This is a genomic window from Micromonospora sp. DT46, assembly GCF_049841735.1.
Lineage (GTDB): Bacteria > Actinomycetota > Actinomycetes > Mycobacteriales > Micromonosporaceae > Micromonospora > Micromonospora reichwaldensis.
The window spans coordinates 373,289-385,889 of record NZ_JBNCKW010000002.1; the positions used below are offsets into that span (position 1 = coordinate 373,289).

General features: G+C 69.8%; 15 protein-coding genes, 3 tRNA genes and 1 pseudogene. 3 read left to right on the forward strand and 16 right to left on the reverse strand.

Annotation, left to right across the window (positions count from 1 at the left end):
• Positions 1-125 precede the first annotated feature (125 nt).
• The 15 genes and pseudogenes from nusG to ACLQ20_RS06075 all read right to left on the reverse strand — a co-directional run bounded on the left by nusG (position 126) and on the right by ACLQ20_RS06075 (position 9,601).
• The gene (gene nusG, locus ACLQ20_RS06005) at positions 126-848 is read right to left on the reverse strand and encodes a transcription termination/antitermination protein NusG (protein ID WP_088998338.1); all 723 of its coding nucleotides are present in this window, start codon (positions 846-848) and stop codon (positions 126-128) included.
• A gap of 38 nt (positions 849-886) precedes the next feature.
• Positions 887-1,279: a preprotein translocase subunit SecE gene (secE, locus tag ACLQ20_RS06010; protein ID WP_088998337.1), complete on the reverse strand. Its 393-nt coding sequence runs from the start codon at positions 1,277-1,279 to the stop codon at positions 887-889.
• Between the two features lie 214 nt (positions 1,280-1,493).
• Positions 1,494-1,566: transfer RNA gene (locus ACLQ20_RS06015), tRNA-Trp, on the reverse strand.
• Positions 1,567-1,694: 128 nt separating this feature from the next.
• Entirely contained in the window at positions 1,695-2,087 is a 393-nt protein-coding gene (locus tag ACLQ20_RS06020; RefSeq protein ID WP_132230891.1) for a MaoC family dehydratase, read from the reverse strand.
• A 1-nt stretch (position 2,088) separates the two neighbouring features.
• Entirely contained in the window at positions 2,089-2,535 is a 447-nt protein-coding gene (locus ACLQ20_RS06025; protein ID WP_151453320.1) for a MaoC family dehydratase N-terminal domain-containing protein, read from the reverse strand.
• 126 nt (positions 2,536-2,661) lie between these two features.
• On the reverse strand, positions 2,662-2,829 hold the full coding sequence (rpmG, locus tag ACLQ20_RS06030) for a 50S ribosomal protein L33 (RefSeq protein WP_013288652.1): 168 nt from the start codon (positions 2,827-2,829) through the stop codon (positions 2,662-2,664).
• 132 nt (positions 2,830-2,961) lie between these two features.
• Positions 2,962-3,034, reverse strand: a tRNA-Met gene (locus ACLQ20_RS06035).
• 25 nt (positions 3,035-3,059) lie between these two features.
• Positions 3,060-3,132: transfer RNA gene (locus ACLQ20_RS06040), tRNA-Thr, on the reverse strand.
• A gap of 96 nt (positions 3,133-3,228) precedes the next feature.
• Positions 3,229-5,757 carry a putative bifunctional diguanylate cyclase/phosphodiesterase gene (locus ACLQ20_RS06045; RefSeq protein WP_151453319.1) on the reverse strand — a complete coding sequence of 843 codons (2,529 nt, stop codon included), beginning with the start codon at positions 5,755-5,757 and terminating at the stop codon, positions 3,229-3,231.
• A 51-nt stretch (positions 5,758-5,808) separates the two neighbouring features.
• Positions 5,809-5,952, reverse strand: a complete 144-nt coding sequence (locus tag ACLQ20_RS06050; RefSeq protein ID WP_165947696.1) for a hypothetical protein — start codon at positions 5,950-5,952, stop codon at positions 5,809-5,811.
• A gap of 403 nt (positions 5,953-6,355) precedes the next feature.
• Positions 6,356-7,351, reverse strand: coding sequence for a hypothetical protein (locus ACLQ20_RS06055; protein WP_425854473.1), 996 nt, complete (start codon positions 7,349-7,351; stop codon positions 6,356-6,358).
• Positions 7,352-7,564: 213 nt separating this feature from the next.
• The gene (locus ACLQ20_RS06060; protein WP_151453831.1) at positions 7,565-7,972 is read right to left on the reverse strand and encodes an arsenate reductase ArsC; all 408 of its coding nucleotides are present in this window, start codon (positions 7,970-7,972) and stop codon (positions 7,565-7,567) included.
• A gap of 17 nt (positions 7,973-7,989) precedes the next feature.
• Positions 7,990-8,505 (reverse strand): GNAT family N-acetyltransferase, encoded by a 516-nt coding sequence (locus ACLQ20_RS06065; protein ID WP_151453830.1) that lies wholly within the window; start codon positions 8,503-8,505, stop codon positions 7,990-7,992.
• 20 nt (positions 8,506-8,525) lie between these two features.
• Positions 8,526-9,233 (reverse strand): annotated as a pseudogene (locus ACLQ20_RS06070) (aquaporin); the annotation flags it as partial.
• Positions 9,230-9,601, reverse strand: coding sequence for an ArsR/SmtB family transcription factor (locus ACLQ20_RS06075; RefSeq protein ID WP_151453828.1), 372 nt, complete (start codon positions 9,599-9,601; stop codon positions 9,230-9,232). The gene ACLQ20_RS06075 and the pseudogene ACLQ20_RS06070, both read right to left, overlap by 4 nt.
• 249 nt (positions 9,602-9,850) lie before the next feature.
• Here ACLQ20_RS06075 and ACLQ20_RS06080 point away from each other — a divergent pair, with 249 nt between their 5' ends.
• From ACLQ20_RS06080 to ACLQ20_RS06090, 3 genes are all read left to right on the forward strand, one after another.
• Positions 9,851-10,309 (forward strand): ArsI/CadI family heavy metal resistance metalloenzyme, encoded by a 459-nt coding sequence (locus ACLQ20_RS06080; RefSeq protein ID WP_425854474.1) that lies wholly within the window; start codon positions 9,851-9,853, stop codon positions 10,307-10,309.
• A 119-nt stretch (positions 10,310-10,428) separates the two neighbouring features.
• Positions 10,429-10,947 carry a hypothetical protein gene (locus ACLQ20_RS06085; protein ID WP_425854476.1) on the forward strand — a complete coding sequence of 173 codons (519 nt, stop codon included), beginning with the start codon at positions 10,429-10,431 and terminating at the stop codon, positions 10,945-10,947.
• A 302-nt stretch (positions 10,948-11,249) separates the two neighbouring features.
• Complete coding sequence (locus tag ACLQ20_RS06090) at positions 11,250-11,627, forward strand: hypothetical protein (RefSeq protein ID WP_425854479.1); 378 nt, start codon at positions 11,250-11,252, stop codon at positions 11,625-11,627.
• A 297-nt stretch (positions 11,628-11,924) separates the two neighbouring features.
• Here the strand turns inward: ACLQ20_RS06090 and ACLQ20_RS06095 are convergent, their stop codons facing one another.
• Positions 11,925-12,530, reverse strand: a complete 606-nt coding sequence (locus ACLQ20_RS06095; protein WP_425854481.1) for a GNAT family N-acetyltransferase — start codon at positions 12,528-12,530, stop codon at positions 11,925-11,927.
• Between the last annotated feature and the right edge of the window lie 71 nt (positions 12,531-12,601).

Below are 12,601 nucleotides of genomic sequence, written 5' to 3' on the forward strand. Positions count from 1 at the left end.
GCGATGCGACAGCGGCGACGTTCTAGAGTAGCGCAGCGTCCCGCCGCCGCCTGCGCCGAGGTCGGGCGGGGGGCGGAACAGGTACGCCGGCGGCGGGCCGCTGCCCACCGCCGGCGCTCCCGACGTCAGATCTTGGCGACCTGGTTGAAGTTCAGCTCCACCGGCGTCTCGCGACCGAAGATCGACACCAGCACCTTGAGCTTCTGCTGGTCGGCGTTGATCTCACTGATCGTCGCCGGCAGCGAGGCGAAGGCGCCGTCGGTGACGGTGACCGAGTCGCCGACCTCGAAGTCGAGGACCTTGATCTCGGGCTTGGCCTTCTTCTGCTCGGTCTCGACGGCCGGCGCCAGCCACTTCAGCACCTCGTCGAGGGAGAGCGGGGCCGGGCGGTCGGCCCGGTCCGTCGCGCCCACGAAGCCGGTGACACCCGGCGTGTTGCGCACGCAGGAGTAGGACTCGGCGGTCAGCTCCATCCGGACCAGGATGTAGCCCGGGAAGACCTTGGCCTGGATCTGCGACCGCTTCCCGTTCTTGACCTCCACCTCTTCCCGGGTCGGCACCTCGACCTGGTAGATGTAGTCCTCCATGTCGAGGCTCGTGATCCGGGTCTCGAGGTTGGTCTTGACCTTGTTCTCGTAGCCGGCGTACGAGTGCACCACGTACCAGTCGCCCGGCGCGTAGCGCAGCTTCTGCCGCAGCTCGGCGACCGGGTCGTAGTCCTCGTCCGGCGCGGGCTCGGTGGTGGGGAACTCCGGCTCGCTGGCGGCCTCGACCGACTCGTCACCAGCCGCCGTCGCCACCGTGGACTGCTCGTCCGTGGTCTCGGCGGTCTCGTCGTACTCAGGCACGCTCGCTCACTTCCGTCACTATCGGCTCAGTCGGCCGGTCAGCTGGGGTTGCCGAAGACCCACAGCACGCCCTTCGCGAAGGCGAAGTCAAGGCCGGCCACGATCGTCAGCATCACCGCGACGAAGGCGACCACAACGGCCGTGTAGGTCAGCAGCTCCTTGCGGGTCGGCCAGATGACCTTACGCAGTTCCGCCACGACCTCGCGGATGAATCGGGCGATGCGGCCGAACAGACCGACCCGGTCGGTTTCCGCCTTGGTCTTCGGCTTGCTGTCCGCCGAATCCGCCTTCGCCCGCGAGCGCGTCGCGGTGCCGCCCCGGGATACCGGCTCCTCGGCGTCGGTGGCGTCGTCATCGGCCACGTCGTCGACGACCTCGTCGTGCAGACGGTCGTCGCCGGCGTCCTCGCCGCGCCGCTTCTTGTCGGCCACTTCGCCCTCCGTCGCGGGATGTCGGGGTCGCACGCTGTCGGGCGTGCGCGGCGCTTGGTCACGCCGGCCGGACCAACCGTCCCGCGACGGGCCGCGGCCGGCGGATCAGCCGGGAGGACCCGAATGCCTCGGGGCCACCCCGCCGATGCCACCACCACGGGCCGGACGCCGCCGTAAGGCGGCGCGACCCACGGGAACGGTCAGGCCTGAGGCGCAGGGGTGACAGGACTTGAACCTGCAGCCTGCGGTTTTGGAGACCGCTGCTCTGCCAATTGAGCTACACCCCTGTGCGGCAATGCTCATCCCGCCCGGTCATGCACGACCGTGCAGGGGTTACTTGCCCCACGGCGGACCAGTGTACGGGTAGCGGCACCACTTTCCCAACCGGTCTGCCCCTCGCGCGTCGGATGCCTGGTCAGCGGGCCGTCCGGACGGTCGCGCGAGCCTGCGAGAGCACCTTCTCCCCCCGGCAGACGGCGGTCACGTCGAGCCTGGTCAGGCCGTCCTCGGTGACCTCCCGGACCACGGCCGTGACCTCGATCTCGGTGCCCTCGTCGTCGTCCGGGACGACCACCGGCCGGGTGAAGCGGACGTTGTAGTCGACGATCGCGTCGGGCGCCCCGGCCCACTCCGCCACCGCGCGGCCGACCAGCGCCATGGTGAACATGCCGTGGGCGATCACGCCGGGCAGACCCACCTTCGTGGCGGTCCGGTCGTTCCAGTGGATCGGGTTGAAGTCCCCCGAGGCGCCGGCGTAGCGGACCAGGTCCGCGCGCGTCACCCGGAACGTCCTGGCTGGCAGTTCCATCTCAGCCCTCCCCGCGTACGACGAGCTTCGACCAGACGGTCACGACCGGCTCACCGGCCGGGGTGGCGACCTCGGTGCGGGTGGTCAGGAAGCCGTGCCCGCCACGGCTGCTGACGTCGTCGATGACGCTGACGCAGACCAGCTCGTCCCCCGCCACCACCGGCCGGGCGTAGGCGAAGCGCTGGTCGCCGTGGACGACGCGGCTGTAGTCGACGCCGAGGGCCGGGTCGTCGATGATCTGCTGGTTGGCCGCCATCGTGAGCACGATGGGGAAGGTCGGCGGGGCGACCACGTCCGGGTGGCCGAGCGCGCGGGCGGCCTCCGGATCGTGGTGGGCCGGATCGGCGGCGCCGATCGCCGTGGCGAACTCGCGGATCTTTTCTCGGCCCACCTGGTAGGGGGCGGTCGGCGGATACGTCCGGCCGACGAAGGACGGGTCCAGGGACATGCCGCGAACCTACACGCAAACGCCGATCGCCGATCCGTACGGTCGGCGGCGGCCGGAGCCGCGCCGTCCCTACGGACCGGCGATCGGGAAGTGCCTGAGGACCGGGCCGGCGGTGCCGGCCGTGGGTCAGCGGGTCTCGCGGTGGACCGTGTGCTTGCCGTCCCGCGGGCAGAACTTCTTCAGCTCGATGCGGTCGGGGTCGTTACGACGGTTCTTGCGCGTGATGTAGTTGCGCTCCTTGCACTCCACACACGCCAAAGTGATCTTCGGCCGGACATCGGTCGCCTTCGCCACGGCGGAGTGCCTTCCTCGCTACGGGTAACAACTACGGCGCATCAGCCTACGCGCTGACGGCGCGGACATGCAAAGTGGGCGCCAGTGGCGCCCATCCCACCGACCGCCGGGAGCTGGCCCGGTGGACGAGAGTAGCGGTGGCCGGACTTGAACCGGCGACACAGCGATTATGAGCCGCTTGCTCTACCATCTGAGCTACACCGCCGTGGCGGGTCCAGCCGGACCCTCTGAGCCCCCTTACGGAATCGAACCGTAGACCTTCTCCTTACCATGGAGACGCTCTGCCGACTGAGCTAAGGGGGCCTGCGCGATCTCCCCGGGGGGTGACGCGCAGGGGATACATTACACGGCCGTGCGGCGGAGATGAAATCGGATCCCCCACAGGCGCGTCTCCGCAGTTCAGGGCACGGCCCGCAGCCGGGGCAGCTCCCCCGGGGAGATCGTCTCCGGGTCCACCTGGGCGCCGAACCAGGCCTCCAGCCGCTCGTACGGCAACGGGCGGCTGAACAGGAAGCCCTGGCCGATCTCGCAGCCGATGTCCTGGAGCAGCTCCAGGGTCAGCTCGCTCTCCACGCCCTCGGCGACCACGGCCAGGCCGAACTGCTGGGAGAGCGTGACCACCGCGTTGACGATCGCCAGGTCGCCCGGGTCCGTCGCCATGCCCTGCACGAAGGAGCGGTCGACCTTCACCTCGTGCACCGGCAGGCGGCGCAGGTGGGCCAGGGACGAGTCGCCGGTGCCGAAGTCGTCCACCGACAGCCGTACGCCGAGGTCCCGCAGTCGCCGCAGGGTCGGGATGGGCCGGTCGGTGCCGTCCAGTACCCCGGCCTCCTTGATCTCCAGCGTGAGCAGCTGCGGCGGCACGCCGTACTCGTCGAGCAGCTCCTTGACGCGGGCCGGGAAGTGCTGGTCGGTGAGCGTACGCGCGGAGAGGTTGACCGCGACGGCGAGCGGCTGGCCGGCGTGCGTCCAGTCCCGGCTGCGCCGCAGCCCCTCGCGGAGCACGAACTCGGTGAACCGGCCGAGCTGGCCGGTGTGCTCGGCCACCGCGACGAAGTCCTCCGGGGCGACCGTGCCGTGCGCCGGGTGCTCCCAGCGGGCCAGGCACTCCACGCCGACCAGCCGGCGGTCGCGCAGCGTCACCTTGGGCTGGAAGTAGACCTCCAGCTCGTCGGCGTCCAGCGCGCGCCGCAGGTCGCCGGCGAGGCCGAGCCGCCGCAGCGACCGCGACTCCAGCGTCGGGCTGAACAGCTGCACGCTGCCCGGCACGGACTTGGCCGCCGTCGCCGCCAGATCCACCCGTTGCAGCAGGGCGACGGCGTCGCTGCCGTGGTCGGGGTGCACGGCGACACCGACGGCCGTGTCCACGTCGAGGGTGAGCGCGTCGAAGACCATCTCGTCGCGGATCTGCTCGCGCAGCTGCGCGGCCAGCTCCATCGCCGCCTCGGCGCTCTCCAGGCGCAGCGTCACCAGGAACTCGTCCCCGCCGGCCCGCCCGACCAGGGCCGCCGAGGGTACGCAGGAGCGCAGCCGGTTGGCGACCTCCACCAGGACCTTGTCGCCGGCGGCGTGCCCGAGCGACTCGTTGACCTGGCGCAGCCGGTCGACGTCGAACAGCAGCAGGGCCACCACCTCGCCGGGCGCCCGGATCTTGACGGCCTCCTCCAGCGCGCCCGTGATCCGTCGCCGGTTCGGCAGCCTGGTCAGCGTGTCGTGGCTGGCGTCGTGCCGGAGCCGGTCGACCAGCCGCGAGTTTTCCAACGCCACCGCCGCGTGCGCCGCCACCGTCTCGAAGAGCGGCACGTCGGTGCGGACGAAGTAGTTGCTGTCCCCCAGCCGGTTGGCCACCTCCAGCGTCCCGATGACCGCCTGGCCGGACCGCAGTGGAAGGACGATCACGTCCTTGACCCGGTGCGTCGAGAGGGGGGCGCGCAGGTCGCCGTCGGTCGTCAGTCCTCGACCGACGGCCACGGTGCGGCCCTCGTCCCGGGCCCGTTCCCGCAGGGCGGCCGGGGTCTTGGCGAAGTCGAGCAGACCGGGGGCGTCGTTGCGCGCGGTCAGCAGCACCTCGGGGTGCCGGCCCTGGGCGGGCAGCCAGAGCGTCGCGTACTCGGCCTGCATGAGCGCCCGTACGCGGCCCAGGAGGGCGTCGGGCAGCGTGCCGTACTCACCGCTCTCGCTGACCGCGCGGCTCAGCTCGTACATGTCGGTGAGGGTGCGGTGCTGCCGGAAGAACTGCGCGTACGCCCGGTAGACGAAGGCCAGCGCGACGAGGAGCGCCCCCAGCAGCAGCAACGACCACCAGGTGGCCGCGATGAGGATGAGGACGATGATGCCGATGGCAATATTGATCATCGCTGCCAGAAGCCCCGGCATCGACTGCCGGAACGCGCCCCGGCCCGCCTGCCAGCCCTGCAACAGTGTGTGCACGCCGGCGACCGAGGCCATGCTCAGCAGGTTCACCATGCTGGCCGCAAAGAACAGCTTGAGCCAGGTGGCCGGGCCGACATCCTCGACGGGCGGCAGGGCCTGGAGCACGAGGACGGCCAGGGACGAACCCGCGGCCGCGCGGCCCACGTTGAACCAGAACTTCGTCGGGCCGAACCGGTGCCTGAGGTGCGACACGGCCGACGCGACCGTGTAGATCATGACAACCGTCAGCGGTTCGACGAGATAGAACGCCAGGACCAGTGGGATCTCGGTCAGGGTCACGCCGAGGGACTGCCGCCGAACGGTGAAGTTCAGTACCGGGATCCCGGCGGCCACCATGGCCACGAGAAGTGGCAGCGCGAGCGACCACCCGCCGAACGGCTGCGGCGCGACCAAGCCGACCGCCGTCGTGCAGACGATGGCGATCAGGGCCAACGGCCCGGTGATCAGCCACGCGTATTCAGTCGAGCGGGGGCCGGTGGGGCCACGACCCGCCATCCCGTGCCCCCTTACCGGCCCGCCGGTGTCACGTCATCGAGCGGTGGTCACTCAACGAGGCGCGGGCATGTTCCAGATGATGTCGGCGGTCTGGAGATCTCCGAATCCCTGGAGGTCACCGACCAGGACGCCGCTCGCGAGAACGGCGAGCGCGAAAAGCGAGCCAAGCAGCTGGCCGAGCTTTCGACGAGACATGGTTGCTCCTGCAGGGGAAGTGTCACGGGGATGGTGGAGGTTCCACGATCGTGCCACAAGGCAGGTACCCAGAAAAGCGGTGCGTGTACCGCCGGGCCGAGCGTCGGCGACGTTCCGCCGTTCGGCCCACGGGCCGCCCCGACCGAGCCCTGATCACGGGGGCTGAGTGGGCATCATGCACTTCGCACATTGCGGATTGCGACCTTCCGCGCAATTCGGGGAAGGTCCGGGAGTCCGGGCGTACCCACCTTCACCGTGGGTGACCTCCTGCCCGGGAGGAGGCCCGGCCGGACATCGACCACCATACTCGTTCTGCGCCAGCGCGCCAGGGCTGAGACGACGGACCGACAAAGCTCCGCCACGAACCCGGGTAGGAGCATTCAGGACGGCGGTCCCGTGGCTGCTATCTGCCGCAGGCTGGGCACCGCTCGCGCACCGGTACCGCCGGGGTGTCGGCCGCCGCGCCGGAATGTGCCCGGACTGCGAGCGCCCCGGCCAGAGACGCCGCGCCCGCGAGAAGGACGGCGACGGCGGTCCCGGCGCCGACGCGGAAGTCGGCATGGCCGGCGCCGACCACGGGCGCGACGTTCTCGGTCAGGGGACCCAGGGCGAGCAGTCCGACGGGAGTGAGCAGGACGAGAAGAGCCCAGATGCCCCGGGCGTCGCCGCGCAGGGACAGCACGGCCGCGGCGAGCATGGCGGCCAGCAGAAGGACCGCGCCGGTTTCCGGGAGGAACGCGCCCCCGTAGCTGAACCGGTAGAACCACGCGCCCTTCCCGGCCAGGACCCCGACTGCGACGAGAGCCGACCCCAGTGCGATCGGCAAGGGTACGAGGCGGTGGCGTAGCGCCGTGTGGGAGGGAAGTGCCAGTGCCAACACGCCCAGGGCCGCCTGAGGAAGCAGAACGAACAGGTACGGGCGGGGCAGCCCGAACAGGGCGGCGACGGGTACCACGGCGACGGTGGACACCAGCGCCAGTCCGATCGCGGCGCGGGCCCACCGGGCCGGCCCGAGAACATGAACGACGGCGGCCAGCAGCCAGCAGGCCCAGACGACGATGCCCGTGGTGGCGAACGGCCCGAAGGCCGGCGAGCCCCACATACCCGGCGTGGTGACCACTTCGGCGGCGGCCCAGAAGCCAGCGAGGGCGGTCGCGGTCAGGTGGCTCAGAACAGCGGCGAGGCGTACGCCGGGTATGAGGTCGGCAGCGCCGGCGGCGCGCAGGCGCTCACGCCCACCCCCGGCCAGCACGTCCCCCACGTCGAGGATCGACGGCCAGCGGCGGTCGGGCGCGGCCAGGTCGAGATACGTGCCGACGATCTCGCCGCCCCGTGCCTGGCGGTACGCGGCGGGATACGCCCGCAGCAGTTGCCGGTAACGGCGTTCCAGGTCCCTCACGCCGGTCCTCCCGGGGCAGGCCGGGCGGCGGTACGGGCCCAGAAGGTGGGTTCCCCCGGTGGTGTGTCCACGACTCGGAATGTATCGGCTACGAAGGCATTTGACGGCGGAACCGCCACAGCCACGCATTGAGGTGTGCGGCCTGAATCCCTCAGACCGGCGCCGGGCGACAGGGAGCGCAGGGTCACCTGCTCCCGCCATGGTCCCGGGTGCTCAGCCGTGTTGCTCGATGCTGACCAGCAACTGCGTAACCCGAGTCCTGATGTCGTCGCGAACCTGGCGGACGATGTCGAGGGGTTGGCCGGCGGGGTCGGTGAGCTTCCAGTCCTCGTAGCGCTTGCCGGGGAAGACGGGGCAGGCGTCGCCGCAGCCCATGGTGATGATGACGTCGCTGGCTTCGGCCGTGTCCCAGGTGAGTTGGGCCGGCGTCTGGTCGACGATGTCGATGCCGACCTCCCGCATGGCGTCGACGGCGACGGGGTTGATCTGGCCGGCGGGTGCGCTGCCAGCGGAGCGGACCTCGATGGTGTCTCCGGCGAGGTGGCGCAGCCAGGCGGCGGCCATCTGGGAGCGGCCGGCGTTGTGGACGCAGACGAACAGGACGCTGGGTTTGTGGCTCATCGGTGATGTCCTTCCCATCAGATGACGTTCGGGCTGCGGCGCTCGATGAGGGTGACGTCGCGCCAGGTTCCGTGGTGACGGCCGACGCGTTCGCGGGTGCCGACGGTGCGGAAGCCGCAGGCGGCATGCAGGGCGAGGCTGGCGGAGTTCTCGGGAAAGACGCCGGATTGGATGGTCCAGATGCCGGCCTGCTCGGTGGAGGCGATCAGGGCGTCGAGCAGGAGGCGGCCGATTCCCTGGCCGCGGGCGTCGGGGTGGACGTAGACGGAGTGCTCGACGACCCCGGCGTAGACGCACCGGTCGGAGACGGCGGAGCAGGCGACCCAGCCGAGGACCCGGCCGGTGGGGTCGATGGCCACCCAGCGGTGACCAGGTAGCCGACTGGCGGTGAACTGCTCCCAAGTGGGCGGCTCGGTCTCGAAGGTGGCGTTGCCGGTGGCGATGCCGAGCCGGTAGATGTCCAGCACGGCGTCGGCGTGCTGATCGCCCATGGCGGCGACGGTGATGCCGGTGGCGCCGGCGGGGGCGGTCATCGGTTCTCCCGGGCGAGGTGCGGCACGACGACGTTGTCGGCGGAGTCGGCGGCGTGGGGATACCAGGCGGCGAGGGCGGCGACGGCGACCAGGCCGCCGACGAGCTGGGCGGCGACGAAGCCGGGCACCGACGCCGGGGCGATGCCGGCGAAGGTGTCGGTGAACGCGCGACCGATGGTGACGGCGGGGTTGGCGAACGAGGTCGACGAGGTGAACCAGTAGGCCGCGCCGATGTAGGCGCCGACGGCGGCAGGGGCAGCGGAGGTGCGGCCGGTGTGGGCGAGGGCGAAGACCAGGACGACGAGACCGGCGGTGGCGACCACCTCGGCCAGCCACAGGTTCCCGCCGGTCCGCTCGGTACGCGACCAGGCCACGGCCGGCAGGTCGAACATCAGGCCAGCCAGCACCGCCCCGGTGATGGCTCCGCCGGTCTGGGCGGTGGTATAGGCGGCGAGGTCGCGGGCGGTCAGGCCGGTGCCGGCGCGGCGGCCGAGCCACCAGTCGACGGCGGAGACGACCGGGTTGAAGTGCGCCCCGGACACCGGCCCGAACATGAGGATCAGCGCGCCCAGGGCGAGGGCGGTGGCGATCGCGTTCTCCAGGAGCTGGAGCCCGACGTCGTCGGGAGAGAGCCGGGAGGCGGCGATCCCGGAGCCGACGACGGCGGCGACCAGCAGGGCCGTACCGGTGAACTCAGCCGATGCCCGGCGGGCCAGGGTGAGGGTCACGCGGTGGCCTGCGCGGACCCGGCGGGGAGGTCCAGCAGCGCGCCGAGCTGCCGAAATGCTTCCGGGCGGGCCCGGTACCACACCCAGGTGCCGCGACGGTCGGAGTCGACCAGGCCGGCCTCGCGCAGCACCTTGAGGTGGTGGGAGATGGTCGGCCCGGACAGGTCGAACGCCGGGGTCAGGTCGCAGACGCAGATCTCCGGCACGGAGGCGATCATCGACATCAGCCGCAGCCGGATCGGGTCGCCCAGCGCCTTGAACATCGGCGCGACCACCGCCGCCTGCTCGGCCTCCAGCGGACGGACCGCGATCGGGGAGCAGCAGGCCACGGCCTGGAGGTCCACCACCGGCAGCACTTGTTTCGACATGCCTCTAGGTTGACAGATGTCGAAACAGGGTGCAACGTAGGGCCTGCTTCGAAAAACATCTAGGCAAGGGCGAAGTAGTGCTCAAGCTGTTCTCCCGTCGTCGCAACACCCGCGTTCGAGACGTGACGCTCTGCGAGCCGTGCGGGCAGGTCTGCACTACGGACTGCCACGCCGACGCCCGTTACGAGCGCACCCGTACCACCGCTCTCACCAGCCACCACATCCGCTGAATCCGTCAGGAGGGGAACCATGTCCCGCGTCCAGCTCGCCCTGCGTGTATCCGACCTCGAAGGCTCCATCGCCTTCTACTCGAAGCTGTTCGACACCGAGCCGGCCAAACGTCGCCCCGGCTACGCCAACTTCGCCATCGAGAACCCGCCGCTGAAGCTCGTGCTCCTGGAGGGCGAAGCCGACCAGCCCACCGTGATGGACCACCTGGGCGTCGAGGTGTTCAGCACCGACGAGGTCAACGCCGCCACCAGGCGCCTCACCGACTCCGGCCTGATCACCCTGGAGGAGAACAGCACCGAATGCTGCTACGCCCTCCAGGACAAGGTCTGGGTACGCGGCCCCGGCAACGAGCCCTGGGAGGTCTACACCGTCAAGGCCGACTCCGACCAACTGGACAAGGTCAGCGAGAGCGCGTGCTGCACCCCCGCCACCGACAAGGAAACGGTCACCGCCGGAGCCGAGGGAAACTGCTGCTGACCGCTGCGAATCCGCGCCCGCCCTCGATTCAGAGGGTGGGCGCGATTGCTCTGGCGGGCGTGACCCCGCGGACAGCATCGGCCGGAGACAGCCCCGGCTTGGCAGCGGACCATGTACCGATGCACAGCGAGGATGCCCCCACCCGCCTTCAAAACGCCGCCATCCTCTGGAGCGTCGGATCGAGTACGGCGGCCGACGTAATCCAAGCAGCCTGTGACTGCCTCGTTACGGGCGTAGACAGTCCGACCCTTAACATCCTGGCGGGCGTTTCGCCGGCCCGAGGTAGCGAGAATCAGGAGTTGCGCCGCTGGCTCGAAGGCGCACTCGTGGAACTTTCCCTGACCTACTACCGGGAGGGAAGCCGAGAGGGTGAAGAGGAAGCCCTCCGGATCATGGCCCGCCGACTGCTCGCACAGACCGTCACGCCCCGCGATCTGTCGTCCTGGGCATACCGGTTCATCACCTATGACGGCACTCCCCTGGCAGCCGATCTGATCGCTCTCGAAAGCGCCTACGACTACGTCGACTCCGTCTACAACGGGCACCCGTACACGGGTACAACGACTGCGGACCTCGACGCAGACGTCATCGCAGAAGCTCGGCGTTTGATCGGCGACGCCACAGCCGAGAGCAGCTGAACCACTGACGTTCATCCGAAGGCGTCGCCGCTCTTGTCGTTCATGGTGTGGTTCCCCTTGGGTGCAGTTCGCGTAGGCACGAAGGAGGACGGTGACGCCATGGCCTAAGCGCCGCATGGCGGAGCGCTTGCGCCGGCGGCCGGGCTCGCCATCGGTGTCCTCGTTGGTGTTGCCGTGGGGCGTTCCAACGCGCCCGCGCAGACCTTCCGCAGCGATGGGGTCGGACCGTCATCGACTCACCCCGCCTGGAGCCGAATGCGGTGGTGCCGGTCGCAGGTCCGCCGGTACTGTCCGGGCTCATCATGAACCCGAACGGCGAGGTCGAGATGGAAAGCGGTGGCGGAACGACGGTGCTGTGGCGCCCGACCGGACCGAAAGAACTCGGCCTCGTACGCGACTCGGGATGGCGAAAGTGGCCGCCGCGCCTGCCGGACCAGCCGATCTTCTACCCGGTTCTCAACGAGGACTACGCGGTCATGATCGCCCGAGACTGGAACGTGCCCGCCTCCGCCGTCGGGTACGTGACCCGATTCCACGTCGAGACGGACTTTCTCAGCCGCTACCCGGTGCGGCAGGCCGGCGGTGACACCATCCTGGAGCTGTGGGTGCCAGCCGAGGAACTGGACGAGTTCAACGCGCACATCGTCGGGCTGATCGAGGTCGTGCACGAGTTCCGGTAGCCGACCGACGGCATGCGTGGTGCCATCGGATGATCCCGACGACCGGTCGTCACACGCACTGCCCATGCCAAGCCCAGAGGTGCCAGCAGCACCGGCAGCCACATCCTGAGATGTGCCCCCACAAACATGATCGACCCGGCCACGATCTGTCCAGAACGAGTCGTAGGGCGCTGGACGCAGCCGAACTCGGCCAGACCAACGAAAACTGCCCCCGATCAGCATTCCTGCTGGTCAGGGGCCGTTGGTGCTCCTGGTGGCGGGTAGAGGATTCGAACCTCTGCAGCTTTCGCGATGGATCTACAGGGCGTCGGCGATCTTGATTGAATCAACCGCGCTGACCTGCTGCTTCTCGTCGCCATCCGGACGCGCGACGCCAGCCCGCCCACCATCTGCCCACACCCGGGACATTGCCTCCGCGCGGTCGATCGCGTGCATCAATTGACGTGCGCCGAATTCCTCGAACGCGTCGACCCGCGCCATGCCCAAGGCTTCCAGGAGTCGGACCGAACGGGTGTTCGCCTCCTGAGTGACAGCGATCAGCCGGGCGGCGTCCGCGAACCGGTCGAAGGCCAACCCGATGGCCGCCGCGCATGCCTCCCGGGCGTACCCCCTCCCCCACCACTCCGGTAGGAAGACGTACGACAACTCAAGATCACCTGTGCGGTACCGGCCCAGGTGGCACCTACCGACGGCCTCCCCGGAGTGCGTCGCCACCATCAGTCCGCCCGCCTGGTCATATCTCCGCCGCTCGGCCACTTCCTCATCAGACACCGGGCCACCGAGGTATCGCCGCATCACCGGGTCACGCCACATCCGTTCAATGGCAGCCATGTCGGACGAGTGAACCTCTCGCAGCACGAGCCTGTCCGTCACTGTCAGTGGCGAAACCACTTCACTAGTCATCGCCTCAGTCTGCACTTGTCCCGCGCTCATCCGAAGGCGTCGCCGATCTTGTCGTTCATGATCACGGCCGC

Bases quoted from the DNA above. Each gene is read 5' to 3' on its own strand.
- ACLQ20_RS06045 (WP_151453319.1), bottom strand. From the start codon at position 5,757: ATGGCGGGTCGTGGCCCCACCGGCCCCCGCTCGACTGAATACGCGTGG.
- ACLQ20_RS06090 (WP_425854479.1), top strand. From the start codon at position 11,250: ATGAACCCGAACGGCGAGGTCGAGATGGAAAGCGGTGGCGGAACGACG.
- ACLQ20_RS06085 (WP_425854476.1), top strand. From the start codon at position 10,429: ATGCACAGCGAGGATGCCCCCACCCGCCTTCAAAACGCCGCCATCCTC.
- ACLQ20_RS06065 (WP_151453830.1), bottom strand. From the start codon at position 8,505: ATGACCGCCCCCGCCGGCGCCACCGGCATCACCGTCGCCGCCATGGGC.
- ACLQ20_RS06095 (WP_425854481.1), bottom strand. From the start codon at position 12,530: ATGACTAGTGAAGTGGTTTCGCCACTGACAGTGACGGACAGGCTCGTG.
- ACLQ20_RS06025 (WP_151453320.1), bottom strand. From the start codon at position 2,535: ATGTCCCTGGACCCGTCCTTCGTCGGCCGGACGTATCCGCCGACCGCC.
- ACLQ20_RS06020 (WP_132230891.1), bottom strand. From the start codon at position 2,087: ATGGAACTGCCAGCCAGGACGTTCCGGGTGACGCGCGCGGACCTGGTC.
- ACLQ20_RS06050 (WP_165947696.1), bottom strand. From the start codon at position 5,952: ATGTCTCGTCGAAAGCTCGGCCAGCTGCTTGGCTCGCTTTTCGCGCTC.
- ACLQ20_RS06060 (WP_151453831.1), bottom strand. From the start codon at position 7,972: ATGAGCCACAAACCCAGCGTCCTGTTCGTCTGCGTCCACAACGCCGGC.
- ACLQ20_RS06080 (WP_425854474.1), top strand. From the start codon at position 9,851: ATGTCCCGCGTCCAGCTCGCCCTGCGTGTATCCGACCTCGAAGGCTCC.
- ACLQ20_RS06075 (WP_151453828.1), bottom strand. From the start codon at position 9,601: ATGTCGAAACAAGTGCTGCCGGTGGTGGACCTCCAGGCCGTGGCCTGC.